Annotated in this window: 25 protein-coding genes; 5 read left to right on the top strand and 20 right to left on the bottom strand. The window is 70.7% G+C overall.

What is annotated here, in order from left to right:
- Window positions 1-104: 104 nt before the first annotated feature.
- The 5 genes from AB0N82_RS00270 to AB0N82_RS00250 form a co-directional block, all read right to left on the bottom strand.
- Window positions 105-1,148 (bottom strand): ATP-dependent DNA ligase, encoded by a 1,044-nt coding sequence (locus AB0N82_RS00270; protein ID WP_363386768.1) that lies wholly within the window; start codon window positions 1,146-1,148, stop codon window positions 105-107.
- Window positions 1,149-1,153: 5 nt separating this feature from the next.
- A complete protein-coding gene (locus tag AB0N82_RS00265; protein WP_363386765.1) occupies window positions 1,154-2,326 on the bottom strand; it encodes an AI-2E family transporter in 1,173 nt (390 codons plus the stop codon).
- A 138-nt stretch (window positions 2,327-2,464) separates the two neighbouring features.
- A complete protein-coding gene (locus tag AB0N82_RS00260; RefSeq protein WP_363386762.1) occupies window positions 2,465-3,706 on the bottom strand; it encodes an acyl-CoA dehydrogenase family protein in 1,242 nt (413 codons plus the stop codon).
- Between the two features lie 307 nt (window positions 3,707-4,013).
- Window positions 4,014-4,682 carry a TetR/AcrR family transcriptional regulator gene (locus AB0N82_RS00255; RefSeq protein WP_363386759.1) on the bottom strand — a complete coding sequence of 223 codons (669 nt, stop codon included), beginning with the start codon at window positions 4,680-4,682 and terminating at the stop codon, window positions 4,014-4,016.
- A 9-nt stretch (window positions 4,683-4,691) separates the two neighbouring features.
- Complete coding sequence (locus tag AB0N82_RS00250; RefSeq protein WP_363386756.1) at window positions 4,692-4,838, bottom strand: hypothetical protein; 147 nt, start codon at window positions 4,836-4,838, stop codon at window positions 4,692-4,694.
- 115 nt (window positions 4,839-4,953) lie between these two features.
- Between AB0N82_RS00250 and AB0N82_RS00245 the strand changes: the two genes are divergently transcribed.
- Window positions 4,954-6,435 (top strand): FAD-dependent oxidoreductase, encoded by a 1,482-nt coding sequence (locus tag AB0N82_RS00245; protein WP_363386753.1) that lies wholly within the window; start codon window positions 4,954-4,956, stop codon window positions 6,433-6,435.
- A gap of 84 nt (window positions 6,436-6,519) precedes the next feature.
- On the opposite strand, the gene AB0N82_RS00240 is transcribed toward AB0N82_RS00245, so the two are convergent.
- The 5 genes from AB0N82_RS00240 to AB0N82_RS00220 form a co-directional block, all read right to left on the bottom strand.
- A complete protein-coding gene (locus AB0N82_RS00240; RefSeq protein ID WP_315993485.1) occupies window positions 6,520-7,152 on the bottom strand; it encodes a LysE family translocator in 633 nt (210 codons plus the stop codon).
- A 148-nt stretch (window positions 7,153-7,300) separates the two neighbouring features.
- The gene (locus tag AB0N82_RS00235; RefSeq protein ID WP_363386750.1) at window positions 7,301-8,824 is read right to left on the bottom strand and encodes an FAD-dependent oxidoreductase; all 1,524 of its coding nucleotides are present in this window, start codon (window positions 8,822-8,824) and stop codon (window positions 7,301-7,303) included.
- Window positions 8,817-10,955 carry a molybdopterin oxidoreductase family protein gene (locus tag AB0N82_RS00230; protein WP_363386747.1) on the bottom strand — a complete coding sequence of 713 codons (2,139 nt, stop codon included), beginning with the start codon at window positions 10,953-10,955 and terminating at the stop codon, window positions 8,817-8,819. The genes AB0N82_RS00235 and AB0N82_RS00230 overlap by 8 nt, the downstream gene beginning before the upstream one ends.
- A 4-nt stretch (window positions 10,956-10,959) precedes the next feature.
- Window positions 10,960-12,306 (bottom strand): MFS transporter, encoded by a 1,347-nt coding sequence (locus AB0N82_RS00225; protein ID WP_363389401.1) that lies wholly within the window; start codon window positions 12,304-12,306, stop codon window positions 10,960-10,962.
- Between the two features lie 592 nt (window positions 12,307-12,898).
- Complete coding sequence (locus AB0N82_RS00220) at window positions 12,899-13,987, bottom strand: type I restriction enzyme HsdR N-terminal domain-containing protein (RefSeq protein ID WP_363386744.1); 1,089 nt, start codon at window positions 13,985-13,987, stop codon at window positions 12,899-12,901.
- Between the two features lie 562 nt (window positions 13,988-14,549).
- Between AB0N82_RS00220 and AB0N82_RS00215 the strand changes: the two genes are divergently transcribed.
- On the top strand, window positions 14,550-14,807 hold the full coding sequence (locus tag AB0N82_RS00215) for a nuclease (RefSeq protein WP_363386741.1): 258 nt from the start codon (window positions 14,550-14,552) through the stop codon (window positions 14,805-14,807).
- A gap of 47 nt (window positions 14,808-14,854) precedes the next feature.
- Here the strand turns inward: AB0N82_RS00215 and AB0N82_RS00210 are convergent, their stop codons facing one another.
- From AB0N82_RS00210 to AB0N82_RS00200, 3 genes are all read right to left on the bottom strand, one after another.
- Window positions 14,855-15,256, bottom strand: coding sequence for an aldehyde dehydrogenase (locus AB0N82_RS00210; protein ID WP_363386738.1), 402 nt, complete (start codon window positions 15,254-15,256; stop codon window positions 14,855-14,857).
- 180 nt (window positions 15,257-15,436) lie between these two features.
- Complete coding sequence (locus AB0N82_RS00205; protein ID WP_363386735.1) at window positions 15,437-16,039, bottom strand: hypothetical protein; 603 nt, start codon at window positions 16,037-16,039, stop codon at window positions 15,437-15,439.
- Window positions 16,040-16,074: 35 nt separating this feature from the next.
- Window positions 16,075-16,284, bottom strand: coding sequence for a DUF1653 domain-containing protein (locus AB0N82_RS00200; protein WP_363386732.1), 210 nt, complete (start codon window positions 16,282-16,284; stop codon window positions 16,075-16,077).
- A gap of 228 nt (window positions 16,285-16,512) precedes the next feature.
- Between AB0N82_RS00200 and AB0N82_RS00195 the strand changes: the two genes are divergently transcribed.
- Window positions 16,513-16,818 carry a hypothetical protein gene (locus AB0N82_RS00195; protein ID WP_363386729.1) on the top strand — a complete coding sequence of 102 codons (306 nt, stop codon included), beginning with the start codon at window positions 16,513-16,515 and terminating at the stop codon, window positions 16,816-16,818.
- 88 nt (window positions 16,819-16,906) lie between these two features.
- Complete coding sequence (locus tag AB0N82_RS00190; RefSeq protein WP_363386726.1) at window positions 16,907-17,671, top strand: alpha/beta hydrolase; 765 nt, start codon at window positions 16,907-16,909, stop codon at window positions 17,669-17,671.
- Window positions 17,672-17,710: 39 nt separating this feature from the next.
- On the opposite strand, the gene AB0N82_RS00185 is transcribed toward AB0N82_RS00190, so the two are convergent.
- Window positions 17,711-17,965 (bottom strand): hypothetical protein, encoded by a 255-nt coding sequence (locus AB0N82_RS00185; protein WP_363386723.1) that lies wholly within the window; start codon window positions 17,963-17,965, stop codon window positions 17,711-17,713.
- Between the two features lie 234 nt (window positions 17,966-18,199).
- Here AB0N82_RS00185 and AB0N82_RS00180 point away from each other — a divergent pair, with 234 nt between their 5' ends.
- Entirely contained in the window at window positions 18,200-18,568 is a 369-nt protein-coding gene (locus AB0N82_RS00180) for a hypothetical protein (protein ID WP_315993469.1), read from the top strand.
- Between the two features lie 31 nt (window positions 18,569-18,599).
- Here the strand turns inward: AB0N82_RS00180 and AB0N82_RS00175 are convergent, their stop codons facing one another.
- The 6 genes from AB0N82_RS00175 to AB0N82_RS00150 form a co-directional block, all read right to left on the bottom strand.
- Window positions 18,600-19,454: an ADP/ATP-dependent (S)-NAD(P)H-hydrate dehydratase gene (locus AB0N82_RS00175; protein ID WP_363386719.1), complete on the bottom strand. Its 855-nt coding sequence runs from the start codon at window positions 19,452-19,454 to the stop codon at window positions 18,600-18,602.
- Window positions 19,447-20,157, bottom strand: a complete 711-nt coding sequence (locus tag AB0N82_RS00170; RefSeq protein ID WP_363386716.1) for a histidine phosphatase family protein — start codon at window positions 20,155-20,157, stop codon at window positions 19,447-19,449. Before AB0N82_RS00170 ends, AB0N82_RS00175 begins: the two co-directional genes overlap by 8 nt.
- A 151-nt stretch (window positions 20,158-20,308) precedes the next feature.
- Window positions 20,309-23,203: a chitobiase/beta-hexosaminidase C-terminal domain-containing protein gene (locus AB0N82_RS00165; RefSeq protein ID WP_363386713.1), complete on the bottom strand. Its 2,895-nt coding sequence runs from the start codon at window positions 23,201-23,203 to the stop codon at window positions 20,309-20,311.
- Between the two features lie 264 nt (window positions 23,204-23,467).
- Window positions 23,468-24,085: a bifunctional 4-hydroxy-2-oxoglutarate aldolase/2-dehydro-3-deoxy-phosphogluconate aldolase gene (gene eda, locus AB0N82_RS00160; RefSeq protein ID WP_363386710.1), complete on the bottom strand. Its 618-nt coding sequence runs from the start codon at window positions 24,083-24,085 to the stop codon at window positions 23,468-23,470.
- Window positions 24,086-24,095: 10 nt separating this feature from the next.
- Complete coding sequence (locus AB0N82_RS00155) at window positions 24,096-24,821, bottom strand: SDR family oxidoreductase (RefSeq protein ID WP_363386707.1); 726 nt, start codon at window positions 24,819-24,821, stop codon at window positions 24,096-24,098.
- A complete protein-coding gene (locus AB0N82_RS00150) occupies window positions 24,818-26,329 on the bottom strand; it encodes an FGGY family carbohydrate kinase (protein ID WP_363386704.1) in 1,512 nt (503 codons plus the stop codon). The genes AB0N82_RS00155 and AB0N82_RS00150 overlap by 4 nt, the downstream gene beginning before the upstream one ends.
- Between the last annotated feature and the right edge of the window lies 1 nt (window position 26,330).

The raw sequence follows: 26,330 nt of genomic DNA, 5'->3' as shown, positions 1-26,330 counted from the left end.
GTGGCGGGGCGGTGCGCAGGAACGAGCGGCGCGCGACCGGTCGGGCCCGAGGTGCCGCTCGTGCACGACGGAGCGGCCCGCACCGCGCCCGGGCTCGTTGCGAGTCAGTCCAGAACGTCGCCCAGGTCGTACGAGCTCACGCTGTCGAGCTGCGCGAAGGTGCACGAGCCGGCGTCGCGGTCGGGGCGCCACCGATCGAACTGCACCGTGTGCCGGAAGCGCATGCCCTCGAGCTGGTCGTAGCGCACCTCGAGAACGCGCTCGGGACGCAGCCGCACGAACGACACGTCTTTGGACGCCGAGAAGCGCGAGCGGTCGGTCTCGCCGGTGACGGCGGCGCCCTCGTCGTCGCGCTCGACGTACGGCTCGAGCTCGTCGATCAGCTCGCGGCGGCGCTTGTCGGTGAAAGCCGACGCACCCCCGACGCCGTGAAGTCGACCGTCGTCGTCGTAGAGCCCCAGCAGCAGGGAGCCGACGCCCTCGCCGGACTTGTGGATGCGGTAGCCGATCAGCACGACGTCGGCCGTGCGCGCGTGCTTGATCTTGAACATCGTGCGCTTGTTCGGCGCGTAGGGCTGCGCGAGAGGCTTGGCGATCACACCGTCGAGACCGGCGCCCTCGAACTCGGCCAGCCACCGGCGCGCGAGGTCGGGATCGTCGGTGGTGCGGGTGACGTGCACCGGGTGCGGCACGTCACCGAGCAGATCGACGAGCTGCCTTCGGCGCTCGGAGAACGGCTCGTTCTGCAGGTCGCGCTCGCCGCGGGCGAGGAGGTCGAACGCGATGAACATCGCCGGGGTCTCCTCGGCGAGCAGGTTCACCCGGGATGCCGCGGGGTGGATGCGCTGCGAGAGGGATTCCCAGTCGAGCCGTTGGGTGCCCGGTTCGCCGCGCGCCACCACGACCTCGCCGTCGATGAGGCACGGCTCGGGGAGCAGTCGCGCGAACGCCTCCACCAGTTCCGGGAAGTACCGGGTGAGAGGCTTCGCGCCCCGGCTGCCGATCTCGACGTCGGTACCGTCCCACGAGACCAACGCACGGAACCCGTCCCACTTCGGTTCGTAGCTGAAGCCCCCGTCGACCTTGGCGTGGTCGGGAACCTCGGGCACCGACTTCGCCAGCATCGGTGCGGGGATGTCGTAGGACACGGTCGTCAGCTCTCGTCGCCCGAGAGTGGCACGGGGTCTTTGCGCTTCTTGCGGCGGGCCCACTCGGCCGGCTTGTCGGAGCCGTTCCAGACGGTGATGATGCCCCAGACGACGGCCGTGAGGGGCACGGCCAGCAGGGTGCCCAGGATGCCGCCGATCGCGGTCCCGCCGGCGAGCACGACCAGCACGACGAACGAGTGCAGCTTCATCGACCGGCCCATGAGGACGGGCTGGAGGAAGTTGCCCTCGAGCTGGTTGACCACGACCACGATCCCGACGACCGCCAGGGCGATCACCCACCCGTTGGTGACGAGAGCGACGAGTGCGGCCAGGATGCCGGCCGTCACGGCCCCGACGATCGGGATGAACGCGAGCAGGAAGACGAGCACGGCCAGCGGGAGCGCCAGCGGCACACCCAGGACGGCCAGGCCGATGCCGATCCCGATGGCGTCGACGGCGGCGACCGACGCCGTCCCGCGCACGTACGAGCCGAGGACGGTGACCGTCTTGTCGCCGATGCGGCGCGCGCGCTCGTAGTCGCTGCCGTGGAACGGGCGGAGGACGAACTCCCACATGCGCGGGCCGTCCTTGAGGAAGAAGAACAGGATGACGACCATGAGCACGAAGCCGGTGACGAACGAGGCCACGGCGCTGACCCCCGCGAGGGCACCGGTGCCGAACTGCGCGCTCGTGACGAAGTCGCCGATCGCCTGGACGGCCTGGTCGACCTGATCGGGCGAGATGGCGAACGGCAGGGTGTGGTACCAGTCCTGGGCTTTCTGGAATCCTTCGACGGCCTGCGAGCTCAGGGTGTCCCACTGGTTGATCACGGCGTTGACGACGAGCCACCCGAGGGCCGCGAGTACGACGACGACGGCGAGCAGCGTGAGCAGGGTCGCGATGACCGCCGGGACGCCCTTGCGTCGCATCCACATCGTGACCGGCCCGAACGCCGACGCGAAGATGAGCGCGAGGATCAGGGGGATGATGACGAGCGTCACCTGACGGATGCCCCAGATGACACCCGCGACCAGCACGACGACGATGATGATCTGCACCGCGCGTACGGCGAGACGCCCGAACCCATCGGCCCACAGGCTCTTCGGCGGCGTCTGCACGGTCTCGGCGACGGCTTCGACCGCGCGACGCGGCGCGGGATGGCGAGAGAAGAGGCCCATGCGACGACGTTAGCGGGAGGTCCCGACATCGTCCGCGCGGCTTGCGCGGGTGGGGACCGGCGGATAGGGCGGCGATCCGTGAGACCCCGGCGCGGACGACCGAGAGCGATCGCGGCGCCGGGGTCTCGGCATCCGGGGTCAGACGAAGGCGCTCATGCCCGTGATGTCGCGGCCGAGAAGGAGGGCCTGCACGCTCTCCGTGCCCTCGTAGGTGTGGATCGCCTCGATGTCCGCCATGTGCTGCATCACGCCGTTCTCGAGCAGGATGCCGTTGCCGCCCAGCAGGTCGCGCGCGATCGACGCCACCCGGCGGGCCGCGCGCGTGTTGTGGTACTTGGCGAGGGAGGCCTGGGTGGGTCGAAGGCCGCCGGAGGTCTCGAGGTCGGCGAGGCGCCGGCAGTACAGCTGCATCGCGGTGAGTTCGTCGAGCATCTGCGCGAGGCGCTCCTGGACCATCTGGAACTTCGCGAGGGGCTTGCCGAACTGCATGCGCTCGGTGGCATACGTCCGCGCGATCTCGTAGCAGGCTGTCGCGTGGCCCAGGGCCGACCACGCGACGCCCGAGCGGGTGGCGAACAGCACGACCGACGCGTCCTTGAACGTGCGGGTGCCCGGGAGCACGGCATCCGCGGGAAGACGCACGTCGTCCATCGCGATGTGGGCCTGATGGATGCCGCGCAGCGACACCTTCCCGGTGATGACGGTGCCCGTGTAGCCCGGGGTGTCCTGCTCCACGAGGAAGCAGCGCACGTTGCCGTGGTCGTCGCCGCCCTCGTCGTCGACGCGGGCCCAGACGAAGGTGATGCCGCCGGAGGCGCCGTTGCCGATCCACTTCTTCGTGCCGCTCAGCGACCAGCCGTCGGGGGTGCGGGTCGCGGTGGTCTCGAGCGAGACGGAATCTGAACCGTGGTCGGGCTCCGTGAGCGCGAAGGCGCCGAGGACGGTGCCGGCGGCGAGGGGGGTGAGCCAGCGCTTCTGCTGCTCGGGCGACCCGTAGAACGCCAGCGTGCGCAGCGCGAGGCCGCCCTGCACGGCGAGGGCCGTGGCGAGCGACCCGTCGTGGCGCGAGATCTCCATGTTGACCAGTCCCGCGGCCAGGGGAGAGGTGCGCGGAAGGTCGGGGTGCTCGATGCCATCGGTGAACAACTCGAGCTCGCCCATGCGCCGCACGAGGTCGATCGGGTAGGTGGCGGCATCCCACTCGCCCTGCATGCGCTCGCCGACCTCGTCGGCGAAGGTCTTCGCGGCATTCCACGCGGCGCGGTCGGCGTCGGGGATGTCGGCGAAGACGGCGTAGTAGTCGGTGTCGCGGCGGCCCAGCAGGTCGTAGTGGGCGACGCGCTCTCCGGGGAGGGCGCGGGCATCGGCGTCGATGGTCATGGTTCCCAGTATCGCTCATGCTGATACTCGGTGTCACGCCGTGGGGGTTTCTCACGGCAACCGCTCGCACTCGCCCCGCGTGCGCGCCGACGCGCTCCTCGAGTGTCCAGGACACGCCGCGTAGCGCCCCTGCGAACGGCGTGTTCTAGACACTCGACCGGGGGATGCCGGGGCGGCGGTTCGGGAAGAGCGACGAGTGTCCAGGACACGCCGGGTAGCGCCCCTGCGAACGGCGTGTCTTGGACACTCGACAAGGGAGGAACCCGCGGCTCGGGCAGTGCCGCGCCGCGGCGCGGGAGGCCTTGGGTCAGTCGCCGAGCGAGGCGCGCAGGCGGCGCGTCACCTCGGCGGCGGGCATGCGGCGCGGGAACGCTGCCACGATGAGGTCGTCGCCCGACGCGTCGTCGCCGTCGGCGTGCACGCCGTAGCGACGCAGCACGTCGTCGAGTGCGCGACGCAGGACGGATGCCGGCACCCGGGCGCCCCGCATGAGCCGGCGCAGCACGTGGTTGTGCACCGCCGTGACCAGGGCGGCGAAGCCGACGGCATCCAGGGGGTCGAGGCCGGGGAGGGCCTCGCGGAGGTATTCGTCGAAGAGGCGTTCGTAGCGGAACACCGTGACGATCTCGCGGTCGCGCAGATCGGGGATCTCCCGCACGATCACATAGCGACGGCGGGCGAGCTCGGGGTCGGCCGCGAAGTGGCGGAACACCCGCACCGACGCCTCGCACACCGCGGCCCACGGGTCGTCGTGCGGCTGCGACAGATAGGCGCGCGTCTCGGCGAGCAGCACCTCGTGGTCGGCGAAGACGACGTCTTCCTTCCCGCCGAATTGCCGGAAGAACGTCGAGCGCGACACTCCCGCGGCCTGCGCGATCTGCTCGACCGAGGTCTGGTCGTAACCGTTCGCGACGAAGAGGTCGATGGCGGCGGCGACCACGGCCGTCCGGCTCGGCGGGGCAGGGGTCTCGCTCACGTGATGAGCCTAGGCGTCGGAGGCCGGAGAATCGCGCGATTCCCGACCGCGGGCGGTGAGCTCGTCGCGGACGGCTTCTCGGACGACACCGGAGACCGCGGAGAGGGCGACGGCGGCCATGACCACGACGAAGACGAGCGAGGTGAGTGGGTCCACCCGTCCACGCCGTCACGGCGAGGGCGTCGGCGCATCCGCCACCCGCGGCTAACCGAAACCACCGCCGGGGGCAAGTGGATGCCGAGACCTCCGCCCCCGCGATGGGATGGACCGCATGACCTCCCCCCTGTGGCTCCGCGATCAGACGCCCGTCGAGGGCACCCCGTTCGAGTCCGGCGCACGGCACGACGTCGTGATCGTCGGCGCCGGCATCACCGGCTTGTCCACCGCCGTCATGCTCGCCGAGGCCGGCGTCGACGTCGCGGTGGTCGATGCGGGCGAGGTGGGGCAGGGGGCCACTGGCGCGTCCGTCGGCATGGCATCCCTGCTGCAGGGGACGACCCTCGCGTCGCTGCGGAGGCACCATCCGGCGAGCCTGGTGCGCGCCTACGTCGACGCGAACCGCGCGGGCCTGGAGTGGCTCGCCGACCGCGCCGGCGGTGCCGCCGACCGTCGCACCGCTTTCACCTTCGGGCGGGGGATCGCCGCCGACGCCGCCCTCGACGCCGTGCGCGACGCGGCCCGCGACGCCGGTCTCACACTGCGCGAAGACGCCCCCGCCGACCTCGGCGGCCGCACTCCCGTGCGTGCCCTCGCCCTCGACGATCAGCTGGCCCTCGACCCCGCGCTGCTCGCGCGGACGCTCGCCCGCACCGCGGTGGAGGCCGGAGCGGCCCTGCACACCGGCGTGCGCGTGACCGACGTGCATGCCCTTCCCACCGGCCGCGTCGAGACCGACCGCGGCCCGCTTCTCGGCGACACGGTCGTCCTCGCGACCGGCACGCCCATCACCCGCCGCGGCCTCTACGACCTGAAGACCCGGGCCCTGCGCTCGTGGGCGATCGCCTTCGAGCTCGAGGGGGATGCCGAGGCCCCCGGCGGCATGTGGAGCGAGGTGGGCGTCGACGGGCGCAGCGTCGTGGCGGCCCCGTCGTCGCTCGGGCGTTCCGCGCTCATCGTCACCGGGGCGCGGCATCCGGTCGGGTCGGCATCGTCGGAGGTCGCGCTCGCCGAGGGGCTCGCCGCGTGGGCACGCCGGACGCTCCCCGTCGGCGCGGAGATCGCCCGCTGGTCGGGGCAGGACTACCAGTCGCACAACCTCGTGCCGTTCGTGGGCGGGATGCCGCGCGGTCTCGGCCGCCTGCGTTTCGCCACGGGATACGCCGGGTGGGGCATGACCAACGCCCCGGCGGCGGCGATGCGCCTGACCGCGGAGATCCGCGGCGTCTCGCGCGGTGAACGACCCGAGTGGATGCGGACGATCGGCACGCGCCTGACCGTGCCCGCCGATCTCGGTCGAGGGATCGGCGAGGCCGCGCGGCGTGCCCGGGTGGCCGCGATGGCGCTCGCCGAGGCGGTTCCCGCGCCGACGAAGAGACCCGCGGAGGGCGCCGGACTCGTGGCCCGCCAGGGACTGCGCACGGCCGCCGTCTCCACGATCGACGGACGCACGCGCGCGGTCACCGCGCCGGCGCCGCTGACGTGGAACGACGCCGAGCGCACGTGGGACAGCCCCGTCGACGGCTCGCGCTACGCGCCCGACGGCACGCGGGTCGAGGGCGCGGCATCCGCAGATCTGGGTGCCTCCGTGCGGTGAGGACAGTGTGTCCTGCCATCGCCATGTGCGGGCGTCGCGGGCGGACCTTCCGGGGCTTCGGCTCGCGGACGGGCGTCCCGTCGCTCAGCTCTTCGCGCCGGTGAGCGCGAGCGCGCCGCCGAGGCCGATCATCATGACGCCGCCGGTCGCCGACAGCGTCGAGATGCGCTTCGGCGACCGCGCGAACCATGCGCGCGCCGTGCCGGCGGCGACGGCCCACGCGCTGTCGCAGGTGAGGGCGAGAACCTGGAAGATCAGGCCCAGGAGCAGCAACTGCAGCCACACGGCACCCGCGTGAGGATCGACGAACTGGGGCAGCACGGCGACGAAGAACGCGATCGTCTTGGGGTTCGTCATCCCCACGATGAAGCCCTGGCGCAGCAGGGTCCATGACGAGGCGGGTGCGGCGGAAGCGCCGGCGACGTGCGCGTGGCGGTGACGGATGGCCTGGATCCCCAGCCACACGAGGTAGATCGCGCCCACGATCTTCAGCACCGTGAAGGCGACGATCGAGGATGCCACGAGGGCACCGACCCCGAAGGCGACGGCGAGCACCGCGGGGACCGTGCCGAGGGCGTTGCCCACGACGCTGAGCACTCCCGCGCGGCGGCCCAGCGCGATGGAGCGACCGATGACGAAGAGCACGCTCGGACCCGGGATGACGATGATGACGACCGACGCGGCCACGAAGGCGACGAGGTTCTCGATCGGAGGCATGCGTGCAGCGTACTGCCCGTGCGTATCGCGGACGTTTCCTCCTCGTGCCCGCACCCGCGAAGCACGCGCGAGGGGTCAGAAACTGTCGCTTGCGCAGCGGCCAGGCGACAAATTCTGACCCCTCACGAGCAGTGCAGGCCCGAGCGCGCTAGGCGTGCACGGCCTCGCGCGCGAGCAGCTCGGTGATCCGACCCACGCAGCCGCCGCAGCCGGTGCCGGCGCGGGTGGTGGCCTTGACGCAGGCGACCGTCGGCTCGCCGGTCGCCACGGCGTCGCGGATGGCGCCCGCGCTCACGCCGTTGCACCAGCACACCGTGGCATCGGCCGCGAAAGGGTCGGCGACCACGGCCATACCGGCGTCGGGCGCGTCGAGTCGCAGGAGCGACGACCGATCGGCGGGCAGCTCCGAGCCCCGCTCGAACAGCAGGGCGAGTTCGGCGCCGGTGCGCGGCATCCCGACCGCGACGAAGCCGGTGAGGACACCGTCGACGGTGACGAGTTTGACGTACGCACCGCGCGCGGGGTCGGCCCAGATCGTGACCTGCGGGCCATGGCATCCGGGAGCGTGCGCGAAGGGGTCGGCGTCGACGGCGCCGCCGGCGACCACGTCGATGCCCTCGGCCTTGAGCATGACGACGCCCGGGCGCTCGGCCGGTGCGGGCGACGAGGCTCCGGACGAGAGCAGCGCCGCAAGGCGGTCTGCCTGGCGCCAGCCGGGGCCGATCAGTCCGCTCGGCCCGCCGGGGACGCGTCCGTCGGGCGCCGCGTCGGCGGGGTCGGCGACGTGCGCGCAGTCGCCGATGGCGAAGACGTTCTCGTCGGTCCAAGAGCGGGAGGAGCCGTCGACGAGCACGCCGGCTGACACGGCGAGTCCGGCCCTTGCGGCGATCTCGGTGCGCGCACCCACCCCGCACGACAGCACGAGCAAATCGCCCGCGAGCACGCGCCCGTCGGCGCAGGCCAGGCCGTCGAACCACGCCTGCCCGTGGTCGTCGTAGCGGTGCACGATGCTCTCGGCCCGCGCGTGGTGCCTCATCTCGACCCCCGCGGCCACCGCGGCGGCCGCGAGGACGCGCCCGCCGTTCTCGTCGAGCGTGCGGTTCATCGGCGCGGCGGAGTGGTACGCCACCGTCACCTCGGCGCCCGCCTCGGCCGCGGCGAGGGCGAGCTCCATGCCGAGCACCCCCGCGCCGAGCACGACGATCCGCCTCCCGGCCGAGACCGCAGCACGCACCACCTCGGCGTCGGCGAGGTCGCGCAACGCCACGACACCGCGCGGAAGGTCGCCGTCGAGGGCCGCGGAGCGTCGCACCCCGGCGAGCGTGGGCACGTTCGCGCGGGCGCCCGTCGCCAGCACGAGTCGGTCGTAGGGCAGACGGATGCCGTCTTCCAGCCGGACCGAGCGGAGCGTGCGGTCGACACCGGCCACCGCGACCCCGAGGAGGAACCGCGCTCCCGCCTCTTCAGCGACGCGGCGGTCGCCGAGGTCGAGCCCGGCGCGGTCCATGCGTCCGACGGCATATTCGGCGATCAGGACGCGGTTGTATGCGTCGTGGGGCTCGGTGCCGACGACCGTCAGGTCGATGCGCCCCTCGCGCACGGCGGGCAGCAGACCCTCGACGAGCCGCGCTCCGACGGGGCCGTAGCCGACCAGCACCACGCGTTCAGACATGGGTTCCCTCCTCGATGCGAACAGGGGCCGGATGCGCCGAGACCGCCACGGACCCCCGCGGGAACGCGGGCACGGGCACAGTGGCCTCCGGAGCCACGCGCACCCGCGTGCGCTTGAACTCCGGCATGGCCGACGTCGGGTCGACGAGCGCCTCGGTCAGCCGGTTGGCGCACTCGTCGCCGGCGTAGTGGAACGGCAGGAAGACGGTGTCGTGGCGGATGTCGGTCGTCACCGTCGCCCGCGCCCGCACCACGCCCCGCTCGTTCGACACGGCGACGAGGGCATTCTCGCGGACGCCGAGCCGCGAGGCCGTCGCGGGATGGATCTCGAGCCGCGCCTCGGGGCGGGCCCCGTTCAGCTCGGCGACGCGGCGGGTCTGCGTGCCCGACTGGTACTGCTGCAGGTAGCGGCCGGTGACGAGGGTCAGCTCGTCGCCGCGGTCGGTGGGCGTCGGGGGAGTGGCATCCACCGCCACGAGACGCGCGCGGCCGTCGGGGTGGGCGAAGCGCTGGGTGAACGGACGCGGGGTGCCCTCGGCGCGGTACGGCCAGTACGCCTCGACGCCGGTGTCGAGCAGAGCGTGCGAGAGGCCCGAGTAGTCGGCGACGCCGCCCTCCGAGGCTCGGGCGAGCTCGTCGAACACCTCGGCCGGATCCGTCGACCAGGTGGATGCCGCGCCCAGGCGCCGCGCGATCTCGGCCAGGATCCACAGCTCGCTGCGGGCGCCGTCGGGTCCGGGGAGCGCTCGGCGACGGCGAATCACCCGACCCTCGAGGGAGGTCATCGTGCCCTCCTCCTCGGCCCACTGCAGCACGGGCAGCACGATGTCGGCGAGCTCCGCGGTCTCGGAGAGGAAGAAGTCGAAGACGATGAGGGTGTCGAGGGCGGCGAGCCGCGAACGCACGGCATCCACGTCGGGCGCCGACACCACGACGTTGGACCCGGCGACGAGCAGCGTCTTCACCGGCCCGCCGAGTTCGGCGAGAAGAGCGGTGGCCGGGATGCCGGCATCCGGGATCTCATCCGGGTCGACGCCCCACACCCCGGCGACATGGCGGCGGGCGTCGGGGTCGCGGATGGAGCGGTATCCGGGCAGTTGGTCGGCCTTCTGGCCGTGCTCGCGCCCGCCCTGGCCGTTGCCCTGCCCGGTGAGGGTGCCGTAGCCCGATCCCTCGCGGCCGACGAGCCCCAGCACGAGGGCGAGGTTGATCGCGGCGGTCGCGGTGGCGGTGCCGTCGACGTGCTGTTCGACGCCGCGTCCGGTGAGGATGTACGCGCGCCCCGCGGCGAGGCGCCGTGCGGTTTCGCGGAGCTGCGCCACGGGGACGCCGGTCGTCGAGGACGTCCGCTCCGGCCACCACGCCCCGACCGATCGCCGCACCGCGTCGAACCCCGTCGTGCGCTCCTCTATATACGCGCGGTCGAGGAGGTTCTCGGTGATGACGATGTGCGTGAGGCCGAGCAGCAGCGGAAGGTCGGTGCCGGGAGCGGGCTGCAGGTGGGTTCCGGCACCGTCCTCGGTGAGGCGCGCGGTGGCCGAGCGGCGCGGGTCGACGACGATCAGCCCGCCGGCTGCGCGCGCCCCGGCGAGGTGGGCGAGGAACGGCGGCATGGTCGCGGCGACGTTCGAGCCGAGCAGCAGGATCGTCGCGGCGTCGTCGAGGTCGGTGACGGGGAAGGGCAGGCCCCGGTCCATCCCGAAGGCGCGATTGGATGCCGCCGCCGCCGACGACATGCAGAAGCGGCCGTTGTAATCGATGCGCGAGGTGCCGAGCGCGACGCGAGCGAACTTGCCGAGCTGGTAGGCCTTCTCGTTGGTGAGACCGCCGCCGCCGAAGATCGCGTTCGCGTCGGGGCCGTGCATGGCTTTCGTGTCGCGGAACGCCGCGGCCACGGCATCCAGTGCTTCATCCCAGGTGGTCTCGGCGAGGGTCCCGTCGGGGCGCCGCATCAGTGGCATCCGGAGTCGGTGGGGGGATGCCAAAAGCTCCGCCGACGTCCAGCCCTTGGCGCAGAGCCCTCCCCGGTTGGTGGGGAAGTCACGGCCCGTGACCGTCGTGGTGCCCGCGTGGCTGACGGTCATGGCGCACTGCAGTGCACAGTAGGGGCAGTGGGTGTCGGCGGAGCTCATGGGGTCAGATCCGCGTTCCGGTCTTCTTCGACATCCGCAGGTAGACGCCCGCGGTGAGGGCGAGGAACGCGACGTAGGCGAGGGCGAACCAGCCGAGGGCGGGGGTGTACGAGCCGAACGTCGTCTTCGAGAAGCCGAGCAGCTGCGGGATGAAGAAGCCGCCGTACGCGCCGATGGCAGAGATGAGGCCGAGGGCCGCGGCGGCCTTGCGCTGCGCGCCGACGCCGCCGTTGGCCTTGAGGGCGAAGATCGTCGGGATCATGCGGTACGTCGAGCCGTTGCCGATGCCCGCCGCCGCGAACAGCACGAGGAAGCACAGCAGGAAGACCGCGAAGTTCTGCATCGGCAGGGTGAGCATCACACTCAGGATGCCGAGCCCCATCACCGTGAAGGCGCCGATCGTGATGACGGTTCCGCCGAAGCGGTCGGCGAGCTTGCCCCCGTAGGGGCGGGCGAGTGAGCCGACGAGGGCGCCGAGGAAGGCGAGGGTGACGGTCGCGGTGCCGATGGCGATGCCCTTGAAGTCGGGGAACGTGTCGGCGAGGAGTTTGGGGAAGACGCCCGCGAAGCCGATGAACGAGCCGAAGGTGCCGATGTAGAGCAGCGAGAGCACCCACATGTGCGGCTCTTTGAGAGCGGCGAGGGATGCCGTGATGTCGGCCTTCGCGGCGGAGAGATTGTCCATGCGGAGGTACGCGCCGACCATCGCGACGAGGATCAGCGGCACCCAGATGAGGCCCGCGAGCGGCAGGTTGAGGGTGGCCGCGGCGCCGACGGTGATGACGATGGGGACGACGAACTGCGCGACCGAGGCGCCGAGGTTGCCGCCGGCGGCGTTGAGTCCGAGGGCGTATCCCTTCTGCGCGGCCGGGTAGAAGAACGTGATGTTCGACATGGAGCTGGCGAAGTTGCCCCCGCCGAAGCCGGCGAATGCCGCGATGACGAGGAGCACGGCGAAGGGCGTCTGCGGGTTGCTCACCGCGATGGCAAGGCCGATGCTCGGGATGAGCAGGAGTCCTGCCGAGAAGATCGTCCAGTTGCGGCCGCCGAAGCGCGGAACCATGAACGTGTAGGGGATGCGCAGCGTCGCACCGACGAGGCTCGGCATGGAGATGAGCCAGAAGATCTCTCCCGTAGAGAGCTGGAAGCCCGCCGCCGGCAGCGACACGACGACGACCGACCACAGCTGCCAGACGACGAACCCGAGGAACTCGGCGAAGATCGACCACCGCAGGTTGCGGGCGGCGATGGCCTTGCCCTCTTTCGCCCACTGGGTGGCATTCTCGGGGTTCCAGTTGTCGATCCAGCGGCCGGGGCGGTGGTGCAGCTCGGCGCTCTCGGCCTCGGGCATTGCGGCCGCGGGCGGCGTTGCGGTTTCGGGGCGCGGGTCGGTGACGGTCACGGGGTCCTCCGGTGGGCGATGCGGGGGAGGTGCAGCGCCTCGCATGGGCGGGGCGTGCCGTCAGCGTAGGGAGGAGGGGTTTCCCGGGAGGGCGTTAGCGGGGGCGGGGAGGTAACGGTTGGCTCACCCGCGGTGGGGAAGGGGGAGAGGGGGAGTTTACGTGGGCGTTACATGCGAGCGGTCATCCGGTAGGAGAGGCGTAAGGGCTCTTGTGCGGTGTCAGAGCGCGCCTTTGGTCACCGACGCCCGCCAATAAGTCCCGGCGAAGGACCTCAGAAACCAGGTTGTCTCTAGATCCAGTGGTTCAAATCTAGGAAGAGCAGTTTCGGCGGGCGCGCGGGCTGAAGAAGCGCAGGGGGCATACCAAGTCCGGCAGAGCGTATTCGGCCTATGCCTTAGGGCGTGGACTTGTGCTCACTGAGCTTCTCCCTCACAGAATGCCGGTTCTCCGGTGTGTCTATGATCGTGGTGACCTCCGGGAACGCTTCGCCTAATCAGATATGCCGGGTGTGTGCTTGTCGGCGTGCTCGATGCCGTACCGCTATCGATACCGAACGACCGCCCCGCGAATGGCATCCGCGTACTGGTAGATCTCGTCGAGCTCGTCGATCGGGTGCCGCGTCTCGACCTTCTGCTCGTCGAGAAGTCCGAGGTATTTCTGGCGCCCGTTGAAGTGCAGCCGGGCGATGGGCTTGCGGTTGTTGTCGTCGAGGAGCACGGCGAAGTAGCTCTTCGCATCGCGATGGGTGATTCGCTGGGGCTTGGTTTCGCCGCAGGCGATGGCCTTTACGATCTGGTAGCCCTCGAGCTCCTCAAGCGTCGTCTCGATCTCGGTGTCGCGGTTCAGATCGTCCTGCGCGGCCGGCTCGCTTGAGACAGTGGCAGGCTCTGTGGTCGGGATGGCAATCCCAGCCCCAGCTCCCAAGGCGGTCTTCAGCCGGTCGTTGACGCTCTCGGTGAGGAACTGACGGGAGGCCTTTCCGACGAGCGCCGTGAACTGTTCGCGGACGCGCGCTGTGTACGAGCCCTCGTACACGCGCTGAGTGAAGAACTTGATCCACTCGTCGCTCGGCTCGCGGAACTGACCTGCGATCTCGCGCTTGAGCGCACCCACGTACTTCAGTTCCTCGGCTGCGCTGATGATCGACTCGAGATCGAAGCTGTCCTTGCTCAGCTTCTGGACCTCGGGGATCAGCGTGTCGTCGATGTCGAGCAGATCCAGAACCAGGAACGGCTTGGCATCCATCTTGTTGGGTGCGTCGAGGTCGGTGAAGAACTGCCAGATGACGCCGTTGGTGAGCGCAGCGATCCGGGCGTTCGTCGTCGAGAAGTAGCGGAAGAGCTGGGACGCGTGCTCGATCTTCGGCACGCCGGTGGAGGCTTTGCACTCGATGAGGATTTGAACTTCGCCGCCCCGCATGATCGCGTAGTCGACTTTCTCGCCCTTCTTGATCCCCACGTCCGCGGTGAACTCGGGGACGACCTCAAGCGGGTCGAATACGTCATAGCCGAGGATCGTCGAGATGAAGGGCATGACGAAGGCATTCTTCGTCGCTTCCTCTGTACCGATCGCCGAGGCTTGATTGCTCACCTTTGTCGCGAGCGCGGCGATGCGTTCGTGAAACTCCATTGGTCCCCCCACAGTGACGAATATGTGGTGACCATAGCGGAATCACAGAAAATCCATGTTGAGGACTCGCTGGCCTGCGCCCAACCCCGATGCTGAGGTACACCCGGTTCTGTCGCAAAGCGCGCTAGGCGTCGTGCTGCGCTGCTCACCTCGATGAGAGACGAGAGCGACCCCGCGGGTATACCACCACCCCGACTGTGATCACCGCGGCGCCAATCAACCGGGCGGTAGACGCGGGTAGACCGAGAGAGATGCCTCGGTAGTGAGTGACATTCGGATCTGCCGGTGCAGGTCCTGACCGACCAGGCGCGGGCGATGGGCCGACCGCCGCCGGTTAGGGAGAGTCGATTGTTAGGTCGGCTCACGCGAAGCGGCGCACCTCGGCTGGCCGACGCTGTGGAGCCCGCGCTGGCTGACTCGTAGGCGTCAGACGAGGCACGGGGAGGGTCGAGCACATAGCGACCAACACCGGTGGTGTTACGCCCTACTACGCCTCAGATCACCCACCCGCACGGCATCCCGTAGCTTCATCTCACCAACCCCTTCGAAGGCAGGTGAAGCCATGTCCCGCACGATCTCGTCGACAGTCCACCCGATCCAGCGCTGCATGGCGGCCTCGAACCCGTCTGCGTGGTGGGACGGCCTCGTCATCGAGGCTGACGGCTCGACCGCGACGGTCGCGCTGCTGAACGGCACGACGGTGCAGCTGCGGATCGTCGGCCCGGCCGTCGACATCGCGGTGGGCGAGCCGGTGGCGTACCACCCGGTCGCCGAACTGCTCAGCGCGTCCGCGATCATCACGACCGCGCGGGCCGCATAGCCGAGCGGCCGCCGACGAAACGTCAGCGGCCGCAACGAAAAGCGATCTCAGGCGCTCATCGACGCCATCATGGCCTCGCACTTCATGACCATGTCGTCGCAGGCCATGGCGCAGTAACGGCACATCTCGTCCATGTCGCCGTGGGCGCGGCACTCGGCGGCGCACGCCTTGCCCATGGTCATGCAGGCGGTCATCATGGCGCTCATCACGTCCATGTTCATTCCGGCCGGACGCATCATCATGTGCATCGTCGCCTGAGCCATCTCGACCATGTTCGAGCACATGGCGCAACACGTGGCCATCTCGGCACCGTGCATCATGTCGCTGCCGGCGCACATCGCCGCGGCCATCGCGCACGCGTTCAGGGACTGCATGCATTCCTGCATGGCATCCATGTCCATGGTCATCTCGCCCATGTCCATCGACTTCATCATGGCCATCGTGTCCATTGCTTCTCCCGAGTGCTCGTTGTGACGGAGGGACCGGATGCCGCGGGGGACTCCGGCGTACGGGCGATGCTACGCCGGAGGCGGCGACGGTCGACAGTGCCCGCGGCAGGTTCATCAGGTCGTGTAATGCCCATCTACCGGTGACGTCGAACGCCCGCCGCGGGCGATGAGCGTCCACCTTCACCGAACGCGGATGCCGACCGACCTCAGCTCCATTCCGGCGAGCCGCTGCACGACCTCGCGGTCGCCGCGGCGCCAGGCGCCGAGGGCGTCAGGGTCGACCTTCGCGATGGCGGCCACCTTCTGGTGGGTGAGGGCGCGGAGCGCGAGGAGGTCGGAGTCGAGACCGGCGCGCAGCTGAGCGCGGGTGCGCGTCGCGCGCGTGACGAAGCGCAGGCGGGGAAAGAGCCACACGAGCAGCACAATCAGGATTGGCAGGCCGGCGACGCCGATCCCGAGCACGGTCGCCGCCTGCAGCACGAGGTCTTGTTGCGTCTGACCGGCCGAGGCGAGGGTGTCGCCTGCGGAGCCGGCCGTGTCGAAGGGGGCGCTGATGCCCGACCCAATGAGGGGGACGCCGCTCAACCGGGCGCCGACATCGGTCATCGACGATCGGAAGTCCGCGCCGGCGGTCTGCATGTCGCGCCCGAATTGCGCGAGTCGGCTGACGGTGGAGAAGACCGTGATCCCCGTCGCGACGCTCAGCGCGATGAGAACGAGGGCGACGACGTCGACCGTCACCTGACGCACCCGCTGCGCCGCGAAGTCGGAATACAGTTTCACGTCGTCACTCTCGCACGGGATATCGCCGAGACGCGTTACGCGATGCGCCGGAATCGCGGACCGGAATAGCCGTCGCGTTCGACGGATCCGGTGAACATCTCGACCGGGCGCACCCAGTACGAATAGTCGTCGTAGAGCTTTCGGTAGGAGACGAAGATCTCTTCGGTCTCGGAATGCCGGGTGATGCCGAACACCTCGTACCGCTGGCCTTTGAAGTGTTCGTAGATGCCGGGTTCGACGGTCATGCGTTCTACCCCTTTCTGCGTGAGAGGAACGACGGTCTCGGCTGCCGAGTATGACAGCGACGCCGCGCTTGCGACGTCGTCGCGCAGCTGACGTCGACGGTGGTGTCCGCCCATAGTGGCCGCCAAGGGAAAACACCGGACCGCAACGCGCAGACACGCTCAGTCCTGTCGTTCATCGCTGGCAGAATCCTCGGCACCCCGAAATCCTGGCGCGCGAAGGAGCGGCCGATGTTCTCGCTGACCGGTGTCCACCTGCATCCGACGTGGAAGCGCGTCGAAGACGACTTCGTGATGGGCGCGTGCTCGCGTCGACTGTTCGGGTACGTCAGTCGGGATCCCGAGGGCGTGTGGAGCGCGTTCGACGAGGAGGCGCGCGTCGTCGCGGCAGGTGTCGACCTCCGGGAGGTGTCCGAGGCCGTGTGGGCGCATCATCTCGCGACGCACGACGACCACTGCGCCCCCACCGGCGAGGCGCCATGGTGGCGCCGGCCGATCCGCGTCGCGCGCGAACGTCACGTCGCCTCTGCGCGGTGACCGCTCGGCCCGCGCGCCCCGAGGGGTCAGCCGGGCCGCGGCGCAACCCTCGGACGAGGTCGCGACGAACGGCCCTACGGTGACCGATGTGACGCAGCCCACTCCGACGCTCCACACGGTGAACGACCTCCCTCTCCGGTCGTTCTCGACCCGGCGCGCGAACGCTCCCATCTACGTCCTCCTCCACGGCATCGGCATGTCGCACCGGTACCACGCGCGCTTGCACGCGCAGCTGGCGACGGATGCCGAGGTGCACTCGATCGACCTGCCCGGCTTCGCCGGACTCCCCAAGCCGGGCCGCAATCCCGGCATCCGGGACGTCTCGGAGGCCCTCGGGCTCGTGCTCGATCTGCTGGACGTGCGGGACGCGGTGGTGGTCGGGCACTCGATGGGCGCGCAGTGGGCGGTCGAGCTGGGCGTGCGGCGGCCCGACCTCGTCGGCGGGGTCGTCGCGTTCGGGCCCGTGACCGATCGCGCACGGCGCGGGCCGTTGACGCAGGCGGCGCTGCTGGCGCGCGACTCGGCTCTCGAGCCGCCTCGCCTCAACGGCATCGTCGTCACCGACTACGCGCGCTGCGGACCCGCCTGGTACGTCCGTCAGGCCCGGCACATGCTGAGCTACCCGATCGAGGACCGCGTCGCGATGCTGACCGTGCCCCTGCTCGTCGTGCGGGGAGGAACGGACCCGATCGCGCGACAGGCTTGGGCGGAGCTCCTGGCCGCGCGCGCGGCCGACGGCGAGGTGGCGGTGATCCCGGGCCATCGTCACCTGGCGCACTTCACCGCACCCGCGGCGTCGGCGGAGCGGATTCGGGCCTTCGCCGCGGCGAAGGTGCGCCCTCCGCTGCCGTGAGGGCGGCTCGTCGTCGCCGGGCGTGAGGTGTGACTCGACTCAGCGAGCCCTGTCATCCCTCTGGCCGCGGGGAATGGTCAGCCCGACGGCCAGGCCCCCGACGATGAGCGCGATCGCCAGGAGCCCGATCAGTCCGGGGAGCACGATCGTGGGGGCAGCGGCTTGCTCGGCGATGTCGAGGGAAGGACCGATCTCGTCGAGCCAGATGCCGTACGCGGTGCCGTCGATGATCAGCAGCACGATGATGGTCATTCCGATCGCCGCCGTGAGCAGCCCCCACACTGAACCTCGCATCCCCGCAGCCTTGCAGGATGCGAGCGAGATGCGAAGCCGCAGGGGTGAGGGAGGGCGGCGACGCCGACGATGATCGCGGCGAAACATGTGGCGCTGAGACCGGATGGCCGAAGTGAGCCGCGGGAGTGATCGAGGCAGGACAGGCCGCTCAGTCCGATGCCGCAGATTGTTCGGCGGTCGTCGGTGCGAACCGCGCGAATCCCCGGGAAGTGGTTTCAATGAGAGGATGAATGCGTGACCGAGGAGATCCCTTTTCCGCCCCGACGCAACGCCGCCGTTCTGCAGGAATGGGTCGACGATTTCCTCGCGGCCGGCAACAGCAATGGCGCCGACATCGTGGTCGCGCAGCAGGACGGCGAACGCACCAATGACACGGGTCTCGTCATCATGCGACTGCGCAAGGCGCGCGCCAGCATCTACATGGAGCCCCGCGGTTTCGACGACCCGGCGTGGGAGATGACCCTCACGGCCCGACCGGAGGATCTGACGGCACCGCCCCACGAGATGGGCGCACTGGGGGCCGAGATCGTCGTCGCCGCCAACCTCTGCACCTACCTGCAGTACCGTTCGCTCGAGTGGGACCGCAACAGCGGTCGACACTGACGACGACGCCCGTCCGCCCGGGTCGCCGCCCTCAGCTCTCGTGCAGCACGGCCGTGAGCTCGGGTAGCAGGTCGCGCGCGAGGAAGCCGATGCCGACGCGCTCGGTCAACCGGTCTCCGGCGCGCGCGTGCGTCCATCCGCCCCACACGGCCGCGCGCTCGGCATCCATCCCCTGCGCGGCGAGGCCCACGATCGCACCGGACAGCACGTCGCCGCTGCCCGCCGTGCCGAGTCCCGACCCGCCGGGCTCGGCCTGCCAGCAGCGGCCGTCGGGATGCGCGACCGTGCCGAAGCAGTGCACCACGGCGTCGTAGCGCTCGGCGATCTCGGAGATGTCGGCCGCGCGGTCGCGGCCGAGGTCGTGCTCGAGCAGCAGCTCGGCCTCCTCCTCGTTCGCGTTGATCAGCAGGTCGGGCGGCAGCAGGCCGCGATCGAAGGAGGGCAGGATGCCGAGCGCGAACGCGTCGAGCACGAGCCGGGCCACCTCGGCTTCGGCCACGGCGTGCAGCGCCGCGCGGGTGGCATCCGGGTCGTCGAAACCGGGGCCCAGGAGCACGGCGTCCGCGGAGTCCAGCGCCGAGCGCAGGGAAGCGTCGACGGGATCCGAACCGGTGGGCAGCTCGTAGACGCCGGCTTCGGGCATCGCGGGGCCGAGGCCGGCGGCGACTCCGGCGGGCGCCGCAATGCCGACGCGACCCGCTCCCACGCGCAGCGCGGCCTCGGCCGACAGCAGCACGCCGCCGGGGGAGCGGCGGGACCCGCCGACCACGACGATCTGCCCGCGCGACTTCTTCGAGCCGCCCGGGTCGGGCACGCCCCACGCGCGGAGGAACGCCAGGGTGACGGGTTCGGGCATGGTCTTCGCGGGCACGTTCTTGTCAGGCATCGTCTTCTCCGGAGTGCACGGTGACATCGGCGCCCTCGCTCTCGAGGTGGTCGACGGCCGAGAAGGAGACCAGCTCCCACCCCTCGTCGCCCCGCACGAGCTCGGTCACGGACGCGTTGCGCACCGTGTGCGTGGAGGCGAACGCCAGCAGCTTCGCCTCGTCGAGGGGGAGCAGCACGTAGAGCATCAGCATGATGACCGCGTCGTGCGCGACGACGAGCACGGTCGGCCCGGGTCGATCGAGGGCCTCGCCGAGGAACGATCGCAGCCGCAGAGCGACGTCGGCCCATGACTCCCCGCCCGGGGGTCGGTGGAAGAACTTGCCGAGGTGCCGTCTGCGCGCGGCCTCCTCCGGATGCAATTCCTCGACGCCCTTCGCGGTGAGCAGGTCGAGGATGCCGAGTTCGCGGTCGCGGAGTCGTTCGTCGACGAGCGCGTTCGGCGCGGGGGATCCGCTCGCTATCGACAGCGTCTGCAGGGCGCGGTGGTAGGGCGACGACCAGTACTCGTCGATGCTCGACTCGACCCCGCGGAGCCACGTGCCGAGCGCCTCGGCCTGTTCACGTCCGACCGGGGAGAGCTGCACATCGGCGTCGCGCGTGTCGAGCGCGATCACCGGCGAGCCGTCGCGTTCCGCCTGGGATGCGGCGACGTTCCCGTCGCTCTCACCGTGTCGGACGAGCCAGAGTCGGTTCACTGCCATGGCGGCACGGTAGGTCGACATCGGCGGTCGGCGCGCGGGCGTTGACAGCGGCCGGGCCTGACGGCGTTCCTCCGACGACCTCCCCGGCGAGGGGTCGTCGCGCGAGAGCCCGCCCGCGCCGAGGCGCGAGCGGGCTCCGAGCGAGCGCAGGTCAGCGCAGGCGGAACTCCACCGTGGTGGTGTTGCCGGCGGCATCCTGCACGACCATCGTGTTGTCGCCCGAGACGGCGCCGAAGACGCCCGGTGCGACGAAGTTCACGTCGGACCACTCGTTGTCGACGAGGTCTTTCACGACACCGTTGATGGTGACGCGATCGATCTTGCCGGCGTCGTACAGCTTGAAGCTCGCCTTGTCGTAGGCCTCGGCCGTGCCCTGCGTGAACTCGGCACCCTGCTTGACCGTCACGGTGGGGGCCGTCGTGTCGGACGGGGTGTCGTCGGCGGCGACCACGCGGATGTCGTCGACGAATCCGGTGTTGTCGCCCTCGGTGGTGGTCGCCACGAACGAGATCGTGTGCTCGCCCTGCGTCACGGTGAACGGCTCCGTCTCGTAGTACCGGTAGTCGCCGCCCACCGGGACGTAGTGACCGAGCGTCTGCCCGTCGACCTGCACGTCGAACTCCTGTTGCCCGCCGAAGCCGACGCGGTTCGCCGCGGCGAACGTGATCGCGTAGGTGCCGGCCGGGAACACCACGGTCTGGTCGATGCGACTCGCCAGCCCCGAGTCGCTCTTCAGGTACGCGGTGCGCTCGCCCTGCGGGGCGGGCGAGGCGGGGACGAACACGCTGTTGTTGTGCTGGATGCCGGCGCGGGCGCTGAACGTCCAGCCGTTCACCATCGGACCGTTCGCCGTCCCGCCGGTCGCGGGACGCTCGAACCCGGCGTTGAGGATGCTCACCAGCGGCGGCTCCTCCGACACGTCGGGGTTGACGAAGCACCGGTTGTCGCCGCCCGGGTTCGGGTCGGAGCCGAACGACGCGACGGTGCACTCGACGCCGTCGGTGAAGGTGCCGAACACGAACTGTCCCGCGGAGCCGAAGGCCACGTTCGCCTCGCCGTCGAAGACGCATGTGCCGCCGTCGGCGTACTGGCAGAACGCGTACCCGTCGGGTGCGTTCTGCACGTCGAGCACCTTGTACAGCCGCGACGTCACGCCCGAGGCGCTGTCGCCGGGGGCGATCGCGACGGCCCGCAGATAGGTCGTCTTGAGCGGTTCGAGGAAGATCTGCCCGGTGTACGCGGGGGAGGATGCCGTGGGCTCGCTGCCGTCGGTCGTGTAGTAGATCTGCGCGTCCGGAGTGCCGCTGGTGATCGTCACGGCCTCGATGGACGGGTACATGCCGCCGGGCAGACTGAACACCGGGGCGTCGGTGACGCCCGCCGTGCTCGCCGGGGTCACCTCGACCAGGGCGACGCCGTACTCCCCGTCGGGGAGGGTGGCGCGCACCGCGACGCTGCGCTCGGTGTCGACCGCGGGAGCGGTGAAGACGCCGTTCGCATCCACGCTGCCGTTGTCGTCGCCCACGACCGACCAGGTGGGCGTGCCGGTGCCGTCGATCACGCTCGCGTCGAGCTGCACCTGGCCGCCGCCGGCGACCTCGGAGCGCACGGGGGTCATCGCGACCTGCGTGGCCGCCGGCGCCGTGGTGTAGATGGCGTAGCTGTGTTCGGCGCCGACGGTGTCGTCGGTGAAGGCGTTGCCCGTGGGCGTGAGCGTGCCGGTCGAGGCCGGCAGCAGCGCGTTGTCTTCGGGCTGCGCGATCGCATCGGTGTAGGGGATGCGGGTGAAGTCGTCGGTGGCGTCGCCGCCCTCGAACTGTACGCGCACGTCTTTCGAGGCACCCTCCTGAGTCTCGACGAGAACCGTCAACTCGCCGTCCGGAGCGCGGAACGCCGTGGCACGCACGTCGTCATCCGACACCTCGGTGCCGAGCACGGTGCTGTGCGCCGGGACGTAGCGCATCAACGGTCCGGCCTCGTAGAACGCGGCCGTGGGCGCGAGGCCGAGGATGAGCGAATCCCACAGGTTGTAGGAGCCGTTCGTGTCGCCGGCGGGGTCGCCGGTCATGACGCCGTTGAGCTGCCAGATGAGGTTCGAGTGCACGCCGTCGTTGGCGCTGCGGACGATGTAGTTGGCGTACCCGGTCTCCCACACGCTCGTGCCGGGGTTGGTCCACCCCATCTCCGAGAGGTTCAGCGGGGCGTCGCCGATCACCGCGCGACGCTGGGCGATGGCATCCCCCATCGCGTCGTACGACTCGCCGTACAGGTGGAACGAGTACTGGTCGAACACATCGCCGGCGTTCTCGGCCATGTACTGGGTCCACGCGACCGCGTTGACCTCCTCCGGGCCCCAGATCTGCACGTCGTCGCGCAGGCCGTCGGCCGTCAGCCGGTCGCTCACGGCGCGCGCCATATCGGCGTAGTAGGCCTTCTCGTCGCCGGGCGCCCAGAAGTCCCAGCTGCCGTTGGGCTCGTTGTAGAACGTCAGGTAGTCGACGTTGTCATAACCGCGGTCGAAGAGGTTCTGCAGCAGCGCGGACGCCGAGGCGCCGTAGGCCGGCAGGTCGGCCGGTGCCGAGATGTACGGGTCGGGGGCGCCCGGGATCGTGAACCAGTCGTGGACGCGCTCGCCGACCTTCCATCCGAAGTTCAGCTCGATCTCGGTGCCCGCGTTCTTGAAGGCGTCGAGATAGCGATAGAACGCCTGCATCTCGGGGCTCTCGAAGTCGTACTGCCCCTTCTCGAGCTCCATCCAGTCGATCTGGAACCACACGCGCGCCACCTTCGGCCGCAGCGTCTGGATGCGCTCGACGTCGACCTCCCAGTCGGCGTCGTCGTAGCCGTACTTCGTCGTGCCCTCGAGCAGGCTCCACGGGATGACGTTGACGCCGACGCCGAGGTAGTCCTCCTGCACCGTCTGATCGAGGTGGACGGTGACGGTGCGCTGCTCGTCGGCCGCGGACGCCGCGGTCGGGAGGAGCAGGGCGCTGGCGACGACGCTGGTCGCCGCCGTGAGGGCGAGGGCTGTGCGCCGTCGACTCATGGGATCTCCTATCGCCATTGATGCGGGGATGGCGCGAGGAGCCACGTAAGAATGTAGTCCTGCTACGCCGGGGGTGACGAGAGCGAGGCTATGCGTTCATCGTGGAGGACGCAAGTGGCGGAATGCCGCGGAAGAGGCCGCGTTTCGCGAGGTAGTGAAGGTAGTTAAGCTACGTGTTCGACGGGACGCGGCGGGCGTGTGGGCGTACCGATGCGCCCTCTCGCGTGCCGGGGCGTCGGCGCGCGAGAGGGCGCGGAACGGGGTTCAGGCCGCGGGGACGCCGATCGCCGCGGTGGCCTCCGCCGAGAGCGCGCGCACGGTCTCGGCGTCCCGGGCAGACAGGGCGGCGGCGGGAACCATCCACGACCCGCTGACGGCGAACACCGACGGCAGCGCGAGGTACTCGCCCGCGTTGGCCGCCGACACCCCGCCGGAGGGGAGGAACCGCACGTCGGGGAACGGACCCGCGAAGGCCCTCAGGGCCGCGGGGCCGCCCACGGCCGCGGCCGGGAAGACCTTGAGGTGGTCCAGGCCCGCGGCCACGGCCCGCTGGATCTCGGTGGCCGTCGCGATACCGGGCACGAGCGGTACCCCGCGCGCGGCGGCGCGCTCGGCGACGGCGTCGTCGAAGCCGGGCGAGACGAGATACGTCGCCCCGGCGTCGACCGCCGCGTCGACCTGGGCGACGGTGGTGACGGTGCCGGCTCCGACCGCGAAGTCCGAGCGGCCGGCGATCGCGCGGATCGCCTCTAGGGCGGCGGGGGTGCGCAGGGTGATCTCGGCGCACGGGATGCCGCCCGCGGCCAGGGCGTCGGCGAGGTCGGGGGCGAAAGAGGCGTCGTCGAGCACGACGACGGGCACGATGCGGCTGCCGTTCAGCATGGTCGTCACCTCACGCGTCCTGCGAGGTGGGCGCCACGACGATCTCGCGGAAGCTCACGTGCTGCGGCTGCTGGTAGGCGGTGAGGATCGCCGCGGCGATGTCGTCGGGCACGAGACCCCCGCCGATGCTCTTCTTGTACGCGTTGTAGCCCTCGAGCACGTCTCCCTCGCCGGTGTTGCCGAGCAGGCCGGTGTCGACCATGCCCGGCGCCACGAGCAGGACGCGCACACCGTGGGCGGCGTTCTCGCGACGCAGGCCCTCGGTCATGGCGTGGACGGCGTACTTGGTGCCGTTGTAGACGACGTGGTTGTCGTAGAGCTGCTTGCCCGCGATCGAGCCGATGTTGACGATGGTGCCGCGGCCGCGCTGCTGCATACCGGGGAGAACGAGCTGCGAGTTCTTCACCAGGGCCACGCAGTTGACGTCGAACTGCTCCTGCACGAGCGCCGGGTCCTGCTCCGCCACCGCGGACAGCGCCATCAGGCCGGCGTTGTTCACGAGCAGGTCGACCGGGCCGAAGCGCTCCTCGGCGCGGGCGAGGGCGGCGGACACGGCGGCGGTGTCGGTCACGTCGGCCTCGGCGAGCTCGGCATCCGGCAGCTCGAGGGCGGCCATCGGCGCGAGGCGGCGGGCGATGAGCAGCAGGGGGTGGCCGGCGGCCGAGAAGGCGCGCGCGGTCGCGGCGCCGATCCCGGAGCTGGCGCCGGTGATGACGACGAGGGGGAGGGAGGTCATGGGGTCTCTTTCGCGGGGAGGGTTCGGGCGAACAGGGCGGCGGCGTCGGACGCGGCGGCGAAGCGCTCGCGGAGCGCGTCGTAGGCGGCGACGCCGGCGGGGTCGGGGACGATGCGCTCGAGCTCCTCGTGCGCGTCGTCGACGGCGTCGAACGAGCTCCACGTGCCGGAACCGACGAAGACGAGCGCTGCAGCGCCGAGCGTGGCGGCTTGCTGGTCGACGGAGGTGCGCAGCAGCGGGGTGCCGAGCACGTCGGCGTAGATGCGGTTCCACAGGGGCGACCGGCTGCCGCCGCCCGACACCAGCAGATCGGCGTCGCCGGGCAGACCGCCGAGCGCGCGGATGTGGCGCAGGCTCCGATCGAGGGCGAAGGCCACGCCCTCGAGGCACGCGCGGACGAGGTCGGCGGTGCCGGTGCCCAGCTCGAGACCGGTGAGCGCGCCGCGCACGCCGCTGCCGCCCTCGAGCGGCGTGCCGCCCGCGAGCGTAGGCACGAGGACCGCCCCGCGCGCGCCGCGGGGGCTGCCGTCGGCGCGGTCGATGACCTCGCCGATGTCGCCGCCCGGCGCGAGCAGGTCGCGCAGCCACGTCAGAGTCGTCCCGCTGCTGAAGGTCGACAGCGCGCTGACGTGCAGGCCGGGAACGGCATGGCGGAAGACGTAGGGGCGGGTGACGACGTCGACCACCGGCGCGCGGGAGGTCACCGTCATCCAGCTCGACGATCCGAGCGCCGCGTAGAGGCGACCCTCCCGCGTTCCGCGGGAACCGAGCGCCATCGCCGCGTTGTCGACCGCGCCGGTGTGCACGGCGACCCCCGCGGGAAGGTCGAGCGCCTCGGCGGCCTCCGGGCGGAGCGTGCCGACGACCTCGGCCGCCTCGCGCGGAGCAGCGAACAGCGAGCGGTCGATGCCCGTCGCGTCGAGGACCTCGTCGTCGTACGTACCGGTGGTGAGGTCGTAGGCGCCGGTGCCGGATGCCATGGAGTGATCGGTGGCGATCTCACCCGTGAGGCGGAGCGTGATCCAATCCTTCGAGCCGAGCAGCCATCGGGTGCGCGACCACTGCTCGGGGTCCTCGCGCTGCATCGTCCGCGCCTTGAACACGGGGTACAGCGCGGCGCCGAAGCCGTTGCCGGTGCGCAGGTACCAGGCGTCCTCGTCGATGCGCTCGAAGACGTCGGCGCTGCGGCCGCGGGTGTCCGACCAGATCGGGGTCGTCTGCGAGACGAGTCCGCCGCGCGCGTCGACCTGCACGACACCCAGGCTCTGCCCCGACAGCGCGATGCCGATCACGGCGTCACGAGCGCCGGGTACCTCCGCCAGCACGGTGCGCGTGGCCGCGGTCACGGCATCCCACCAGTCCTCGGGTCGCTGTTCGGCGCGACCCGGCGCGGGGTGGGAGGTGGTGTAGGTCACCACCGTCTCCGACAGCGACCGGCCGTCCGCCGACCACAGCGAGGCCTTGCAGCCCCCGGTGCCGAGGTCGAGGGCGAGAGCGAGCGGCCCCATC

Source organism: Microbacterium sp. NPDC089186, assembly GCF_040685115.1.
Lineage (GTDB): Bacteria > Actinomycetota > Actinomycetes > Actinomycetales > Microbacteriaceae > Microbacterium > Microbacterium galbum.
The sequence above is the reverse complement of the archived record's forward strand: the minus strand, read 5'-3'. Positions and strand labels throughout refer to the sequence as shown.

What these genes read in the sequence shown, in the direction of transcription:
- AB0N82_RS00265 (WP_363386765.1), bottom strand. Translation starts at nt 2,326, where the DNA reads ATGGGCCTCTTCTCTCGCCATCCCGCGCCGCGTCGCGCGGTCGAAGCC.
- AB0N82_RS00260 (WP_363386762.1), bottom strand. Translation starts at nt 3,706, where the DNA reads ATGACCATCGACGCCGATGCCCGCGCCCTCCCCGGAGAGCGCGTCGCC.
- AB0N82_RS00245 (WP_363386753.1), top strand. Translation starts at nt 4,954, where the DNA reads ATGACCTCCCCCCTGTGGCTCCGCGATCAGACGCCCGTCGAGGGCACC.
- AB0N82_RS00240 (WP_315993485.1), bottom strand. Translation starts at nt 7,152, where the DNA reads ATGCCTCCGATCGAGAACCTCGTCGCCTTCGTGGCCGCGTCGGTCGTC.
- AB0N82_RS00235 (WP_363386750.1), bottom strand. Translation starts at nt 8,824, where the DNA reads ATGTCTGAACGCGTGGTGCTGGTCGGCTACGGCCCCGTCGGAGCGCGG.
- AB0N82_RS00230 (WP_363386747.1), bottom strand. Translation starts at nt 10,955, where the DNA reads ATGAGCTCCGCCGACACCCACTGCCCCTACTGTGCACTGCAGTGCGCC.
- AB0N82_RS00225 (WP_363389401.1), bottom strand. Translation starts at nt 12,306, where the DNA reads ATGCCCGAGGCCGAGAGCGCCGAGCTGCACCACCGCCCCGGCCGCTGG.
- AB0N82_RS00220 (WP_363386744.1), bottom strand. Translation starts at nt 13,987, where the DNA reads ATGGAGTTTCACGAACGCATCGCCGCGCTCGCGACAAAGGTGAGCAAT.
- AB0N82_RS00215 (WP_363386741.1), top strand. Translation starts at nt 14,550, where the DNA reads ATGTCCCGCACGATCTCGTCGACAGTCCACCCGATCCAGCGCTGCATG.
- AB0N82_RS00210 (WP_363386738.1), bottom strand. Translation starts at nt 15,256, where the DNA reads ATGGACACGATGGCCATGATGAAGTCGATGGACATGGGCGAGATGACC.
- AB0N82_RS00200 (WP_363386732.1), bottom strand. Translation starts at nt 16,284, where the DNA reads ATGACCGTCGAACCCGGCATCTACGAACACTTCAAAGGCCAGCGGTAC.
- AB0N82_RS00195 (WP_363386729.1), top strand. Translation starts at nt 16,513, where the DNA reads ATGTTCTCGCTGACCGGTGTCCACCTGCATCCGACGTGGAAGCGCGTC.
- AB0N82_RS00185 (WP_363386723.1), bottom strand. Translation starts at nt 17,965, where the DNA reads ATGCGAGGTTCAGTGTGGGGGCTGCTCACGGCGGCGATCGGAATGACC.
- AB0N82_RS00175 (WP_363386719.1), bottom strand. Translation starts at nt 19,454, where the DNA reads ATGCCTGACAAGAACGTGCCCGCGAAGACCATGCCCGAACCCGTCACC.
- AB0N82_RS00170 (WP_363386716.1), bottom strand. Translation starts at nt 20,157, where the DNA reads ATGGCAGTGAACCGACTCTGGCTCGTCCGACACGGTGAGAGCGACGGG.
- AB0N82_RS00165 (WP_363386713.1), bottom strand. Translation starts at nt 23,203, where the DNA reads ATGAGTCGACGGCGCACAGCCCTCGCCCTCACGGCGGCGACCAGCGTC.
- eda (WP_363386710.1), bottom strand. Translation starts at nt 24,085, where the DNA reads ATGCTGAACGGCAGCCGCATCGTGCCCGTCGTCGTGCTCGACGACGCC.
- AB0N82_RS00155 (WP_363386707.1), bottom strand. Translation starts at nt 24,821, where the DNA reads ATGACCTCCCTCCCCCTCGTCGTCATCACCGGCGCCAGCTCCGGGATC.
- AB0N82_RS00150 (WP_363386704.1), bottom strand. Translation starts at nt 26,329, where the DNA reads ATGGGGCCGCTCGCTCTCGCCCTCGACCTCGGCACCGGGGGCTGCAAG.